Raw genomic sequence first — 14,511 nt, forward strand, 5'->3', positions numbered from 1 at the left:
TCACCATGAACAAGGGCTCAATCGTTTGATGGAAAAAATTTATCGAACAATTGATAGAGATGCTCTGATTGAATCTGATGAGCACAATACTTATCCAAAAATAGTCGCAAAATATTTTTCCTCACAAGAGCACAAACGCTACAAAGGAGGGAGATCTTGTGTGGCAGGACAAGGAGAACTCAAGCGCCAGCACTTTGATCCACTTTTTACACTGAATCATACGTGCGCCATGTTTCGTGCTCATATTAACAGGTTAATCAGAAAGAGTTGGTGCTCAACAAAGAGAGTCGATATGCTGCAAGCGCATATCGACATCTTTATTTGTTTTTATAATCTGGATTATTTGGGTGGACTGATCCCCATTTAAGGGGAGCAGTTTATAGAAATTTCTTGTAAGAATGAATTTGAACGGTACCAAGTTTTCTTAACTTCTTGGCCAATGATTTTTCTCCAAGAACGACGACGTCAATTCCATTATATGGGAAAACTCTTTGTGAGTCTGTGCAACATCTTGAACTGTAGCACTATCAAGTGTCTTATTATAGTTGAAGAATCTCTTATAGCTATGCCCAACGTGATCTAAAAATAGAAGCTCTTTGATGAAGCTAGACGAGCTTTCAAATTGGAATGGGAATCCACCCTTAAGGCTCTTCTTAACAGTGAGGAGCTCTTCTTGAGTAATTTTCCCTTCGCCTTTTTCTTTAAGAACATTCTTTGTCACAGAGAGTAACTCATCAATAGTTTCAACTTTAGTAAATGTATTGATAACGGCACGTCCATATTCTTTTTGACCTCCAGCATAGGCATAGGCCGAATATGTCAGTCCTCTTTTTACTCTAAGCTCTGACATAAGAACACTTGTAAAACCGCCACCGAGATAGTGACCAGTAAGACCAAGAGTTTCAAAGTTATCAAATTCTCCAGGGGCAAGGAATTTTCCCATCGCGACTTGAGCTTGATTCGCCTTTGGCACTGTAATCAGATGAATCTTAGGTTTCTTCGCCTTATACTTATAACTCACCGTTCTCTGATATTCTGCCTTAGTATTCCATCCACACTCATTTAGAACAATATTCTTAATATTTAGCGCTTTCTTAGGACCTGAGATATAGATTTTTTTCTTAACTTTCTCATTGAAGTATTTCAGTTTATTTCTAAGGTGTTTTGATCTAATTTTAGAAATTGTTGAAATTTTACCTTGAACTGGAAAAGAAAATGGTGAACCACTTAAGCTAATTTCTCTAAATGCTAATGAAGCAAGTTTCCCATGTGAGTTCACAAGGTTTCTTCTCGAGCTAATCGCAGCTCTTCTAAACTTTGCAACTTCTTTTTCAGGAAAGATTGAATCTTTGAAAAGATGGCAAACCTTCTTCATCGTTGGGATGATATCTTTAGCAAGTCCTGAAACAGCATAAGTAGAATACTCGTGAACTGATTTTCCTGAAACATCTGCCCCATAGAAATCAAGGTTATCGGCAATTTCTTTTTGAGTGAATCGATTCGTCCCTGTCTGCATGAGAGAGAACATTGTATCAGTCTCCCCTTTTCTGACACCATCAGAAAGGGCCCCATCTGCAAAATAGAAAATCACATCGTATGTAGGGAATCTATCGTCTTCTAGCCATGTCACTTCAATTCCATCCCACATCATCTTTGAGATTTTGTCTTCGATGTCATTGGCCTGAATCGTAAATGTTAAAATTAAACTTAATAATATCTTTTTCATAGTCATTCCTAATTACTTTCTATGTTTCTTCCAAACAGAAATAAATGCTGCTTTCTTCGGACTCAAATACTTCTGACAAACAGCTCTCACCTTTTCAACATCCATCGAGTTGTAAATGGCCAACTCTTCTTCATACTTCTTGTAATCCCCATAGAAGAATTCATTTGAACCTAAGAAACTCCCAAGCCCTGCATTTGTTTGAATATTGCTATAGTAATTTACAAGGAGAATATTCTTAGTCTTTTGAACATTTCTTTCCGTCACGGCCTGATGACATGACTTAGAAATACTCTTCATAAGACTTCTTCTAAATTTATTAAGATTTACCTTATCCAGAAGTTGTCCTTGAATAAAGAAAACACCACTATTCTTTAACGTGTAATTAGCTGCATAAATACTTTCAAGCTTCGGGCGTCTATTTGTTACAAAAGTTTGAGTTAAATAAGAACTCGCTCCTGTCCCAAGGATACTTGCCAGAAAATCAAGAGCGTATCCTTCCTCTGTTCCAATACCTGGAGCTGGATAACTTAAAGTGAACATTGGCGTTGCACTTTGCCCATGAATCTTTTTAACAACTGGAAGTTTGGCCTTAGAGATATATCTCGATTTCTGATCGAGTTTGGCCTTTAAAGCGTCAAGCTTATCATTGGCCTTAATCTTACCAATTTGATCTTCAAGATAATCGATAACTGCATTTGTATCGACATCACCAACAATAACCATAATGGCATTATTAGGAGCATAGAAGTCTTTATAGAATTCCATCATCTTTTCACGTGAAAGATTCTTTACATCTTTAGCATCACCAATAACAGAACCTCCATAAGGAGTTCCTTCAAAAATAGTTTTCATCATGGCCTGAAAGATTTGACCACGTGGACTATTCTCATATCTCATCTTTCTCTCTTCCAGAACAACCTGTCTTTCTTTTTCAAAGGCCTCTGGCTCAAGCTCAAGATTCTCCATTCTCTCAGCTTCAAGTTTGATGATCTCTTCAATCGTGTAACTTGGAACATTTTCATAATAGACTGTGTTATCAAATGTTGTGTAGGCATTCGAGTTACCACCATTGCTCTCAATAAACTTAGAGAATGTTCCAGCAGGATTATTCTTAGTTTTTTTAAAGAGCATATGCTCTAAGAAGTGAGTTGAACCAGTTGTTCCTGGATACTCGTATCTTCCACCAACATCATAATATGTATAAAGAGAGAAAATCGGTAACTTATGATTTTCAGAGATAAGGACTTTCATCCCATTTGAAAGCGTTCTCTTTGTGACCTCTAAATTGAGGTTAAGTTCACTTAAGCTTCCTGCAAATTTGTTTTCATTCTTCTTTGTCTCAATCATGTTTGTACAAGATACAAGAAGCAAAGAGAGAATCATTCCATAGACACTACGTGACATAATATAAAACTCCTATTTTTTATTATAAATAGCTTAAAAATTTCGGTATTTATTGGCAATATAAAGTTATGAAAACAAAACTAAATATTCTAGGTTCGGGAACAAGTACAGGCGTTCCAATGTTGGGTTGCTCATGTGAGGTCTGCACCTCTGATAACCCTAAAAATAAACGCTTTCGAACAAGTTTCTTTCTACAAACGAAAAAGGGAAAACACTTTCTCATCGACACAACTCCCGACCTTAGAAGTCAACTTCTTCGCGCCAATATCAAACATATTGAAAACACCATCATAACCCATGATCATGCAGATCACCTACACGGTATAGATGACCTCAGGCCCTTTTGTTTTGGACCACCACCTCGCTCGCTGCCAGTTTTTACCCATGCAGAGTGTGCCAAGTCCATGACTGCCAGATTCCCCTATATTTTCGAGAAGGATTATTTTAACGAAAAGAAGCCCATTCTTGGCGGTGGAATTCCCAAATTAGGCCTTCATCAACTCAAGGCCGATGGTAGTGATGAATTCATAGATGGAGAGAAGTTTAACTTCTACCTACTTCCTCATGGACACCACAAGAGCCTAGGAATATGTCACGAGAATATGGCCATATTTATTGACTGCAATTCAATACCAGGCCCAATTATCAAGGAACTCAAAAAGAGAAGAATTGATCTTTTAATAATAGACTGCGTCAAGTTCGGCAGCCACAAAACACATCTCGGAACGCAAAAGGCCTTTGAGTATATCAAGGAAATCGCTCCGACGCGTGCAGGACTCATTCACATGGGTCATGGGCTTGATCACAACAAGCTCGAACTACTATGCCAAGAAGAATTTAAGAACCATAAAACAGAAGTATTTGTGACATACGACACTATGCACCTAGAGTGTTAAATTTCTCTTTGCGAAGTCGTCCAAAACGATTATATTTATCGGCATATTACATTCGAGGAGTTGATGATGAAAATAGGTGTACCTAAGGAAATCAAAAATAATGAAAATAGAGTTGGTCTTGTACCAGGTGGCGTTAGACAACTAGTTCATGATGGTCACGAAGTTTACGTTGAAAAGAACGCTGGGATTGGAATTGGAATCCCTGATGAGCAATATATTAATGCTGGAGCAAAAATCCTTCCTTCACTAGAAGATGTTTTTGCAACTGCTGACATGATTATTAAGGTTAAAGAGCCTCAACCAAGAGAAATCGCTCTATTAAAACCTCACCACATTCTTTACACATACCTTCACCTTGCGGCGGATCTTCCACAAACAAAAGGTCTAATGGAATCAGGAGCAACTTGTATTGCTTATGAAACTATTCAACCAGAAGATGGATCACTTCCTCTTCTAACACCAATGTCTGAAGTAGCAGGAAGAATGGCAACACAAATTGGTGCTGCTTACCTTCAACTTGATCATGGTGGAAAAGGAATCCTACTAGGTGGTGTTCCGGGAACAAGAAGAGCAAAAGTTACAGTTATTGGTTGTGGAGTTGCTGGAACAAATGCAATTAAAATGGCCATGGGAATGGGTGCAGATGTTACTGCAATCGACCTATCAACAAAGAGACTTGCTGAACTAGATGATCTTTTTGACAATAGAATTACAACTCTATTCTCAAATATTGAAAATATTGAAAATGCCGTTATTAACTCTGATCTTGTTATTGGAGCTGTTCTAGTACCAGGAGCAAAAGCACCTAAACTAGTAACAAAAGATATGATCTCTAAAATGGATAACGGATCTGTTGTTGTTGATATTGCTGTAGATCAAGGTGGATGTATTGAAACATGTAAGCCAACAACTCACGAAAACCCAACATTCCTAGTTGATGGAGTCGTTCACTACTGTGTTGCCAATATGCCAGGAGCAGTTGCTCAGACTTCAACTTACGCTCTGACAAATGTGACACTGAAATATGCAAGAATGATTGCGAAATTTGGTGTTGAAGAATCAGCGCAAATGGATGAAGCTTTCAAAAAAGGTATCAACATCTACAAAGGTGACCTTGTTTACGAACAAGTTGCAAAAGACCTTGAACTTCCATACACTGAATTAAAGATTTAAAAGTTTTTAAAAAGTAATACTTAAGGGGGCTTTTATTGGCCCCCTTTTTTTTTGGTAAAATAGATGTCTAGACTTTTGTATTTTATTCTTTTCACGATCCTTATCTCTTGCTCGAGTTTCAATCGAGATTTTAAACAACACAATTTTTTAAAATCGGCTTCTTGGAAGACACAAATTAAAAACTCCCTTGAGCAAAGAGTTGTTAGTGAAAATCAAGAAGTACGAAAGTTCGTCAATGAGCTCAAAGAACAACATCAGATTCAAGGCCACGAGTTTAAAACAAAAGATTCTCTTATGATGGAAGATATTAGGGAATCTCTAAGAGCGCTTCCTAAAAATCTCCATGATTATCTCTCTGATAAGGTTGCAGGTGTACTTCTTATTCGCGACCTTCATGTCCCCGTGGCAATCCAAAAACTCTCAGATTCTCACAAGTATCTGCTCTTTATAGACCGTGAGATCAACTCAATGGGTCTTAACGACTGGTATCGCTGGCGAGAATACTCGGCCTTTGGAAAGCCAAAGACTGATTTTTTGATGGAGCCTTATCTTAGTCACACAAACTCTCAAAAAGATACAATAGACTATATACTCTCCCAGGCCATCGCCCTTTTGCTAAGCCACGAAGAAGACCTCTTTCCAAAAAGCTTAGCGGGCCAACCAATTGCAGATCTTATCTTCATTAAAAGAAGCTGGTTAAATAATAAGGGAATTATTCAGTCTAAGGCCGATACTCTACTCGACGAGATGAAATTTATTTCATTCTACGGGGCCTCTACTAGGACTTTTCCTCAAGAGAGAATTTATGAATTCTATCAAAAACTAGAAAAGACAAATTTTACAAATCTCTACTCTAGTACGGGTGCTTTTAAAGACTTTATCGAATCGATGGCCACTTATATTCATGTCTTTATTTTTAGAAGGCCTTTTCAAATTGACTTCTACGAAAAAGAAATTCTTCTCGATAGTTTCTCACATTGCCTCAACAAACCGAGATGTCTAGGTAAGAGAAAAGACTTGAGTATTATAGTCGGTAAATATCTCAAGTAAGAATCATCTTCACAGACTTGTTATTGATTCATATTAAGTTTAGAATCTTAATGTGGAGTCAAAATGACGGGTAATAAAACAGTCGATAAAGTTCTTTTAATTCTTATGTTTCTAGCAAGTGCTGGTGCACTTGGGACCTTCGTTTATACGGAAATGATCTATAAGCGTCCTCTACCTAAAGACGAAGTAGAACTTGCAAAACTAAAAGAAGATACTAAAGGCATCTCTACTCCTGAATCCTATAAATTAGATAAGCTAACAGTCAATCTTACATCGAGAAATAGAAGGCTTCGTTTTCTAGATGTTCAAATCCATTTGGTTGTCTTTAAGAGTAGTGATATTTCAAAGCTTGAGGAGATCAAACCAATTATCAACGATATTATTATTGATGTCGCTGCGGGGATGGAACCAGATGAGCTCAATTCGATTGCAGGAAAACTAATCTTTGAAAATAGAATTAAAAAGAATATCAACGAGCACTTTAAGAAGGCCGTGGTTAAAGAACTTTTCTATACGAAGTTTGTTGTTCAATAAGGCAGGATAAGAGTAAAAACTGTTTCTTCTCCAGTACTGCTCGCCTCGATTCGACCATTATAGTTATTTGCAATTTTTTGGGATAAGCTAAGTCCTAACCCAACACCTGTTCCTGTTGATTTTGTGGTATAAAAAGGCACAAAAATCTTGTCAGGATTCTTAATTCCTATCCCATTATCAATCACAGAAATCGACAGCTCTTTATCACTATCTTCAACTTTAATATTAATTTTATTATTACTATCTCGCTGTTTCTTCTCTATGGAATCGAAAGAGTTATTAAGCAGAGAAAGAATAATCTGACTTAGATCTTGCTTTGTACAACGATAAGTATAATCCTTATGCATTTCTTCAACAGCTAGCTTAATCCCATAATCTTTAAATCTTTCACTACAAAGAACAAGTGTCGATTTAAGTACATCATCAATGCGAACATCAGTTTTTTCTGTCGCCGTCCCTTTTTTACTAAATGATCTCATTCCTTTAATAACATCGATCACTCTTTCATGGGACGAGATAATCTTCTTCAACTTCTCTTTAACTTGCTCATTTGAGATTTTCCCCTCCTCAATCTTATTCATTAAGAGAGTGGTTGTTCCTTGAGCAATAGCAATGGGGTTATTGATTTCATGAGCTATTCCAGATGCCATCTCTCCAAGATTAACGAGACGAGAAGCTTGATCACTGATTTTCTTTTGCTTTTCAAGGGACTCATTAAGGAGTTTATCTTCATGAATATCAATGGCCACGACAAAGGCCTCATCACCTTTTCCGAAGTCAACTTTAGAAAAGTTACAAAGGTGCCAGCGGTCTTGATCACCACTATCATCAGAAGAAACCAGAAGCTCCTTAGTCTTCTCCTTTTCTTCACCATCCAGAAAGTTAAATATCTCATTGAGTAATTCATCATTTGATGAACCTAAACGATCACGAGAAATAAAAGTATCACGACGCTTAATGATCTTCTCCATTTTCTCGTTCATTAAACTGATATATGAGTTATTGTCGATCCAAAGAAGCTTAGAAGGAATGATATCAATAAATGTTTGAAGTTCCTGTTCTCTTTCCTTACTCTTTTCTAATAGAGAAACATTTTGATTTCTTAGCTTAGTTAATTCATTAACCCTATTCATTATCATTGGCCCATAACAAACAAGGATCATAGCAATAATATATGAAGTAGGAGTTCCTAAACTTACAAGCCATATAGCAGAAGGTAAGTTCATTCCAATATAAATAAGAATAAAGAATCTTGGAGCGTGAAAGAGGTATGAAGCGCATGCCTCAATTGTGGCAAAAACAAAGACCCAAGTTGATAAGTGTGCCGTAGATAAGAAGCCATACTTATGACCTTGATAAACCAGAAATAGTCCCAGGGCCGTAGTGATAATTCCTGTAGAATAGTAATAAGTTTTTTCAAATATCCTTTGAGTTTTTTCATCGAGCTCTGATGAATACTTAATACCCAAGAAAATATTTAAGAGACTTAAAAGACCATACACTAGAGCAAAAGGAATAAACACACTCCTAAACTGCTCATCAACAGGAGTCACTACCCAAATACCGATTAGGGTTAAGAAGTTTCCTGCTGTATTGTTCTTAGCAGCTTTGAAGATTGCCTCTCTTCTAAAGCTGGTCATATAATCCTTTCTCTCCATATGAAACTGTTCGGTAAATAAATTCCGTTACTTAACTATTAAGAAATCTTAATATCTAGCTGAACACGATAGAATTTACAGAAGCCAAGATGGCCCTTTGCAGCACATAAATCATTCGGTATAACCCCCTGACTAATAAAATTATTGAGGAGAGACTATGAAGTTTATTAGAACTGCGATTATCGCTTCACTTCTATCAGTAACAGCTATCCAAAGCACACAAGCTGCTGTTGGTTCAATGGCATTCATCGTTGGTATGTTTGGAACTGCCGCAAAATATGCTCTTGTAGGTATTGGATGGACATATGCTGGTCACAAGGCCAATGACCTTAGCCCTAAGATAGGTAAGATTGCCCTAGTAACAGGACTAATCCTACTTGATGAAGACACACAAACTGTTGAATTCAACGAAGTTTCAAATGAACTTGCACAGAAGAAGGGACTAACATTAGCTGAAGCTCAGGCCTACAACTCAGAAATCGAAGAGATTAACATCATCTTTTCTGAAGTAGCTGGACAGATAAATGAAGAAACTTCTGAAGAAGAAGTAAGAGATCTTTGGCAAGATCATAGAGAATTCCTCTCTCATGAGGCCTTTTCTGCTCTTAAAAAGATTGTTAAATAATTGTTTTTACTTAATTTATAGAGTTTTAATTCAATAAGACTTGCTTTAAAAATAACACAACTGTACTATTTCAAATAGTACAGTTGTTCTTTTTAATAGGCAGGTCAAAATGAAATCAGTATATTTCTCAAATTCAAAGAATCAAAATCAGATAATTCAATATGCAGCACAAACTCTAAGAGCTGCCTCTCAGCTTACAACAACAGGCTTTTCTAAACTCATTCCCCAAGCAAGCCACTATATTGGCCTCAAGCTACTTTGTAATCCCTTTAGTAAAAGAGATTATGAGATGAATGTCGATAATCGAATTCACTCTCAAGAAATTCAAGGCCGGATGGAAAGATTCAGGCATATCGATTTGGTGAGGGAAGAAGACAATTCTTCTTAGCCATGGGTGGTCTGATAATAGCTCTACTTTTACTGAGTTGATTCGTTTTCTCGTTGATTTAGATTATAGCGTTTGGAGTTTTGATCATATTGGCCACGGAAAATCCGAGGGCTCTACTGCTCACCTCTTTGCATTTATCAATGGATTAAATTCAGTGGTAAAGCATATTGAAGAATCAGGAGATGAAATAGAGGCGATTATTGGTCACTCAATGGGCGCCGTTGCCTTGATGAATTTAGAAAAAGACTTTCTGGACCAAAGAAAAACATTTTTTATTGCAACTCCAGTAAATTTCTTTGATATCATGTTTCAAAGAATAAATAGGGCCGGCTTCTCAGATTACTTTCTCCACAATTTATTAGAAAGTGTCTCTAAGAAGTACAATGGTGACTGGAAGCGCCTGCGCCCCTATCAACAGCTCACAAAACTCTCTGACAACTCTGTCTTTATTCACGATGAGAAAGATCGCTATGCCCCATATCACGATATTAAAGTGGCTCAAGAATCAGTGAAATTTAATCTCATATCGACTTCTGGTCTAGGTCACGCTAGAATTTAAAATCAAAAGAAATGATGCAAATTTTGAGGGAGCATTTAAAGTAATGAAAAAGAGTGAGCGCACTAGAGAGAAAATTCTAAAAATGGGAATGGATCTCGTGAGTTTTAAAGGTCTAGTCGATCTCTCAATTGGAGACATGGCAAAGGCGTGTGGGCTCTCTCGCTCAGGACTTATTGCACACTTTAAAAAATAAAGAAGAAATGCAAATTGAAATTTTGAAATTTGCTGAAGAAGAATTCAGACGTCATGTCATCAAGAAATCCTATGTTCCTGATCCTATGGAAAATCTCCATGCCCTTTCAAAGAATTGGCTAAACTGGACAAAGACCCATGAAGTTCATCTTCAAGGAGGATGCCCTTTTATTAAAGCGGCAATTGAATTTAAAGATCGTGAAGAATCCGCAGTCAGAGACTTTATGGAAGATCAACAACGTCGTCTCCTACTCTATATTGCAGATATCGCTGAAAGACTTAAAAATGAGAATTACTTTGATCAAGAAAAGAGCAGTGACCAATTTGCTTATGAAATCTACAGTATCTATCTCGGCCACACCATTATGAAAAGCCTGCTTAGAGAAGAAAATGCTGATGAAAAATTTCAAGTAACACTAACGGATTTAATCAATAAGTACCGAAAGCTCTCTTAGAATACTTAATAATTCCAGGCAATTAGAATAAATCCTAACTTTTAGTTAACAAACTACCCCGCTTGTTAATTTCATAAATCTATTTTCCAACACTTCTATTTGCTAAAAACTACTCCAAGCAAGTCATCAAAGGAGAGACAATGAAGAATCCATTTAAAGAAGTATTTAACAATGAACAAATGACAAGGGAAACCTATGTCCTCAGGCTAGTTGCCTTGATTATTATCTTCTTTTCTATCTTGGCCCTTCTACCATTTGTTGCGGTTGTTCTTATGACAATGACAGAATTTGGTGCAGACCTTTTTGGAAAGAAGATTATTCTCTACTCGAAGACGTTAAGCGTTTTCATTCTATGGTTCTTTTGCTTGAGATACTTATTTACCATTTCAATCTCTCGTGCAAATTCATTAAGACTCTCAAAACTCTGGAGTATAGTTTTACTTGTCCCAGGGTTTTCTTTTCTCTATGTTCTGGTACTGGCCATAAAAGAAGAGCCATTTCACAAAAGTTAGAATAAAAAAAAGGACCCTCGGGGAAGGGCCTTTAATACACAACTATCGAGACACAATACTTACAAAATAATAAAGCATCGTATTAGGGATTAATTAACGGCAACCACCATTTTGAATGAAGGCCGCTTTTGCTCTGTAAAGTTCACACATATTAGAGAAAGTTACATGCTTTGGAAGTGCTTTACCAAAGCTATCTGATGCAATTTCTCCACAAACTGGTTGAAAGTTTTCAGGACAAGCTTGAACTTCTTCTGTTTCATCAACCCATTGGTCACATGAGATAACACCCTTTAGTTCATAAACACCAGTTTGGATTCTCGTAATTTCAAATGAACCGCGCTCACAGCTCTCAGATTCATTGTACTCATTAACAAGTCTGATCTCTGTTTTATTTTCAGTGAAGATCATTTTATTAATTCTTCCGTTAAGATTGATATCGTCCAAAAGTCTACCGCTAATAACGAGATTCCCCTCAGCTCTTACAAGTGTTGAAAGTGCTAAAAGACAAAATAATGTTAGAACGATGTTTTTCATATAAACCTCAAATCTCAGTGGATTGTTAATTCGTTGAATGGTTTATACAGTAATTATTGAATCAGTAAAAATTATAAAATTTAATAGTTTTGCATAAGTTTTTGTTATACTAGTCATGTATAATAACCTAAGGTACTGAAATTATGATCATTGACCAGCTGAGCCTCACAGGCCTACGAGTATTCATCACAGTTTACCGTGTAAAAAGTATGTCCCTTGCTGCAAAAGAGCTCTTTATGACTCAACCAGGGGTCTCACAGCACATAAAAAATATAGAAGAGACACTTCAAGTGAAGCTCTTTGATAGGCTCAATAGAAAGCTTGTCCCCACTAGTGAGGCCGTCCATATCTTTGAAGAAGTCACACCTATTCTCCATCAATTAGAGAGATCACTTTCCACAATTAATCAATCAGAGCAAAGCCTCACGGGAACAATTAATTTCGGAATGCCTATTGAATTTGGAAATAATGTTATTCTTCCCCATCTTTCTACATGGGCCAAGAGTAATACAGATGTAAAATTTCATATTAACTACGACCACGCTGCAAGACAGATTAATCAGCTTCTCGATGGAAGCCTAGACTTTGCCATTACAGATTCATTTACCTTTCCTACTCAAGTTGAAGTAGAAAACCTGGCAAGAGAAGAATGGATTCTATGCGCGAGTAAAGAATACGCTAAAGATAATCGTCTTAATGAAGTCTCGACATTTAAACAAATGAAAGAACTTCACTATATAAGTTATCTTGAAAACTCACCTGTTATTCACCAATGGTTCAAACACCACAAAAATAAAACTTTTGATTTGAAAAGCCGTGCGCGACTCATGGACGTTCAAGGAGTAGCAAGACTTATACTAGAAGGTGTTGGACTTGGTATTCTCTCACGACATATGGTTCGAGAAAATAATCTCGAGGATAAAATAGTGATTTTTGAAGGCTCAGGTGTTCCTCTTTATAATGAAATCAACTTAGTAAAATTAAAAGGTAAAACCATGAGCCTAACCTGCCAAAGTTTCGTTGAGTACCTAGTGCAAAAGTTAAAAAAATAAAGAGATTAAATGGCTCAAGTTTAAACCAATAATATCCGATGAGTCGCCTATGAGAAGAATAAGTACTGCAGCATTAGTGTTGTTAAGTGTCTCAAGTGTTTACTCATGGGAAACTGACAACTTTACCTATCGAAGAAAAATCTTAAGAGCATCTGACGCCGAAAAGAAACAGAATCTTTATGCCCTTAACGATGAAACTAATCGTCGTATCGAAGAGGCCATTAAAGGTTACAATAAAATGGGCGTTAACTGTAATGAGGATCTCAAGCTACTCACAAAGAAAGAGAAGAATATGTGGGGAGAGAGAAAAATGCCTAAGATCCACAGTCAAATAAAGAGTGTGCTTGGTGGAACCATCTTTGGAGCTATGGAAACATGGTCTGAAAAAAGTGATAAGGTCACAAAGTATGGAGATGGTAACTATATTTACGGAAGTGATTTTCTATCAAACTTCTATGATCTACAAACGGCTTTCAATCTCAATGGACATGTTGTAGGCCCTGATAAACTCGGTCACTTTGTCGATCAAGGCTTTGAGCTCTACCAAGAGCTTCTTAGTGAAGATGATATGAAAAAGGGTTTTGATAAGGCCATGGTTCATTCTAACAAAATGGAAGATAGCTACTATGGACTCGATGCCTCAGGAGTTAAATCATATGGAGATATGTCTGCAAACTACTCTGGTCTTAAGTTTTGGTATAATCTCTACGGAAAAGATAATAGTTATCTAAAATGCGATAAAAAAAGCGGAAAAATTTCTATGAATAGAGATTTTGACTGGTCTGAATTTGCAGATGATACTTGGGATCAAGGAATCAATTGTTCAGCATTTGAGGCCACACCAAATCCATACAAGCATGGTCAATATAGAAGTCGTAAGAATCTTTACTCAACAGAAATGGATGAAGGTTTAAAAGAATATTTAGCAAAAGTTGATAAAACTCTTAAGTGTCCAGATGATCTAGGTAGATGTCAGGAGATTTCGAAACAACCTTGTTCAAAATTCTATGTTTCGCCTAAGTGTCTCTTTGCGGCCAACACAAAATTAACTTGTCCCCTCAATGACTTTGACAAGCTACTCGCAGTCGAAGACAAGAAAGGTTATAAGTATAATAGAAAGCCTTCTAGTGGGACAAAAACGTCAGGGAGTACTAATGTTAGATAAAATTATAGTTCTACTTTTAATTGGAACATCTGTATTTGCAAGTGATCAAAAGTATCCAGAAAAATACTACAAAGAAATCGCTTCACCGTTTCAGGTTTCCCAAGGCTCAGAAGTTTTTAGTAGTCTTATTGCCTGTAAAGAAATTGAAAAGAATAAGAACTTTCATAAGAATTATATAGGTTGTTTAAAAAAGAAGTCAGATAAGGATTTACCAAATAGTGTCATTCGTTCGACAGCACTATGGTTTCTAAGACTAAAAGACTACAAAGAAGTTGCGGCCTGTGATATTGAAACAATCACGGATCGTCCTGCGGCCTTTCCAAATAGTTTTGGCGACGATTCGAATAAAGAATATCGAGGAAGCTTTAGTTTGTGCCTTGATTTCGTTGAAGGTAATCGTCCAAAAAGGGCCGTCATCATGTTCAAGCAACGTGGTGGAAAGCTCTACTATAACGGTGCCAAGTACTAAAGAAGCATAATAAAAAAGCCCACATTTCGTGGGCTTTTTTTATGAAATAATTTAAAATTAAATCTTAGTTGTCTTTCATTGTCTCTTCTGCATTATCAGCAGAATCATCAAGACTATTA

General features: G+C 36.7%; 17 protein-coding genes and 1 pseudogene. 14 read left to right on the forward strand and 4 right to left on the reverse strand.

Features of this window, described 5'->3' with window-relative positions; translation table 11 throughout:
* Positions 1–367, forward strand: a pseudogene (locus M901_RS03500) (hypothetical protein); the annotation flags it as partial.
* 57 nt (positions 368–424) lie between these two features.
* Here M901_RS03500 and M901_RS03505 read toward each other — a convergent pair.
* A complete protein-coding gene (locus tag M901_RS03505) occupies positions 425–1,726 on the reverse strand; it encodes a pitrilysin family protein (protein ID WP_021276800.1) in 1,302 nt (433 codons plus the stop codon).
* Between the two features lie 12 nt (positions 1,727–1,738).
* Positions 1,739–3,130: a pitrilysin family protein gene (locus tag M901_RS03510; RefSeq protein WP_021276809.1), complete on the reverse strand. Its 1,392-nt coding sequence runs from the start codon at positions 3,128–3,130 to the stop codon at positions 1,739–1,741.
* Between the two features lie 68 nt (positions 3,131–3,198).
* On the opposite strand from M901_RS03510, the gene M901_RS03515 reads away from it, so the two are divergent.
* From M901_RS03515 to fliL, 4 genes are all read left to right on the forward strand, one after another.
* Positions 3,199–4,026 (forward strand): MBL fold metallo-hydrolase, encoded by an 828-nt coding sequence (locus M901_RS03515; RefSeq protein WP_021276808.1) that lies wholly within the window; start codon positions 3,199–3,201, stop codon positions 4,024–4,026.
* 66 nt (positions 4,027–4,092) lie between these two features.
* Positions 4,093–5,199 (forward strand): alanine dehydrogenase, encoded by a 1,107-nt coding sequence (gene ald / locus M901_RS03520; protein ID WP_021276813.1) that lies wholly within the window; start codon positions 4,093–4,095, stop codon positions 5,197–5,199.
* A gap of 63 nt (positions 5,200–5,262) precedes the next feature.
* Positions 5,263–6,249, forward strand: a complete 987-nt coding sequence (locus M901_RS03525) for a hypothetical protein (protein ID WP_034720056.1) — start codon at positions 5,263–5,265, stop codon at positions 6,247–6,249.
* Between the two features lie 63 nt (positions 6,250–6,312).
* Positions 6,313–6,783, forward strand: a complete 471-nt coding sequence (gene fliL, locus M901_RS03530; RefSeq protein WP_021276807.1) for a flagellar basal body-associated protein FliL — start codon at positions 6,313–6,315, stop codon at positions 6,781–6,783.
* On the opposite strand, the gene M901_RS03535 is transcribed toward fliL, so the two are convergent.
* Entirely contained in the window at positions 6,777–8,441 is a 1,665-nt protein-coding gene (locus M901_RS03535) for an ATP-binding protein (protein WP_081653328.1), read from the reverse strand. The genes fliL and M901_RS03535 overlap by 7 nt on opposite strands.
* A 157-nt stretch (positions 8,442–8,598) precedes the next feature.
* On the opposite strand from M901_RS03535, the gene M901_RS03540 reads away from it, so the two are divergent.
* The 6 genes from M901_RS03540 (at position 8,599) to M901_RS03555 (ending at position 11,172) form a co-directional block, all read left to right on the forward strand.
* Complete coding sequence (locus M901_RS03540; protein WP_021276799.1) at positions 8,599–9,066, forward strand: hypothetical protein; 468 nt, start codon at positions 8,599–8,601, stop codon at positions 9,064–9,066.
* Positions 9,067–9,175: 109 nt separating this feature from the next.
* A complete protein-coding gene (locus tag M901_RS16200) occupies positions 9,176–9,454 on the forward strand; it encodes a hypothetical protein (protein WP_021276802.1) in 279 nt (92 codons plus the stop codon).
* 37 nt (positions 9,455–9,491) lie between these two features.
* Complete coding sequence (locus M901_RS03545) at positions 9,492–10,013, forward strand: alpha/beta fold hydrolase (RefSeq protein WP_021276806.1); 522 nt, start codon at positions 9,492–9,494, stop codon at positions 10,011–10,013.
* A 43-nt stretch (positions 10,014–10,056) separates the two neighbouring features.
* Positions 10,057–10,206 carry a TetR/AcrR family transcriptional regulator gene (locus tag M901_RS17235; protein ID WP_021276811.1) on the forward strand — a complete coding sequence of 50 codons (150 nt, stop codon included), beginning with the start codon at positions 10,057–10,059 and terminating at the stop codon, positions 10,204–10,206.
* Between the two features lie 7 nt (positions 10,207–10,213).
* Positions 10,214–10,660: a hypothetical protein gene (locus M901_RS03550; protein ID WP_021276803.1), complete on the forward strand. Its 447-nt coding sequence runs from the start codon at positions 10,214–10,216 to the stop codon at positions 10,658–10,660.
* 140 nt (positions 10,661–10,800) lie between these two features.
* Positions 10,801–11,172: a hypothetical protein gene (locus tag M901_RS03555; RefSeq protein ID WP_021276816.1), complete on the forward strand. Its 372-nt coding sequence runs from the start codon at positions 10,801–10,803 to the stop codon at positions 11,170–11,172.
* A 93-nt stretch (positions 11,173–11,265) separates the two neighbouring features.
* Here the strand turns inward: M901_RS03555 and M901_RS03560 are convergent, their stop codons facing one another.
* The gene (locus tag M901_RS03560) at positions 11,266–11,706 is read right to left on the reverse strand and encodes a Kazal-type serine protease inhibitor (RefSeq protein ID WP_021276815.1); all 441 of its coding nucleotides are present in this window, start codon (positions 11,704–11,706) and stop codon (positions 11,266–11,268) included.
* 143 nt (positions 11,707–11,849) lie between these two features.
* On the opposite strand from M901_RS03560, the gene M901_RS03565 reads away from it, so the two are divergent.
* The 3 genes from M901_RS03565 to M901_RS03575 are packed head-to-tail and all read left to right on the forward strand — an operon-like array spanning position 11,850 to position 14,392.
* Positions 11,850–12,758 (forward strand): LysR family transcriptional regulator, encoded by a 909-nt coding sequence (locus tag M901_RS03565; RefSeq protein ID WP_081653330.1) that lies wholly within the window; start codon positions 11,850–11,852, stop codon positions 12,756–12,758.
* 49 nt (positions 12,759–12,807) lie between these two features.
* A complete protein-coding gene (locus tag M901_RS03570) occupies positions 12,808–13,923 on the forward strand; it encodes a hypothetical protein (RefSeq protein ID WP_021276812.1) in 1,116 nt (371 codons plus the stop codon).
* Positions 13,913–14,392: a hypothetical protein gene (locus M901_RS03575; protein WP_021276814.1), complete on the forward strand. Its 480-nt coding sequence runs from the start codon at positions 13,913–13,915 to the stop codon at positions 14,390–14,392. The genes M901_RS03570 and M901_RS03575 overlap by 11 nt, the downstream gene beginning before the upstream one ends.
* Positions 14,393–14,511 lie beyond the last annotated feature (119 nt).

Origin of the sequence: Bacteriovorax sp. DB6_IX, from assembly GCF_000447775.1 — a bacterium.
Lineage (GTDB): Bacteria > Bdellovibrionota > Bacteriovoracia > Bacteriovoracales > Bacteriovoracaceae > Halobacteriovorax_A.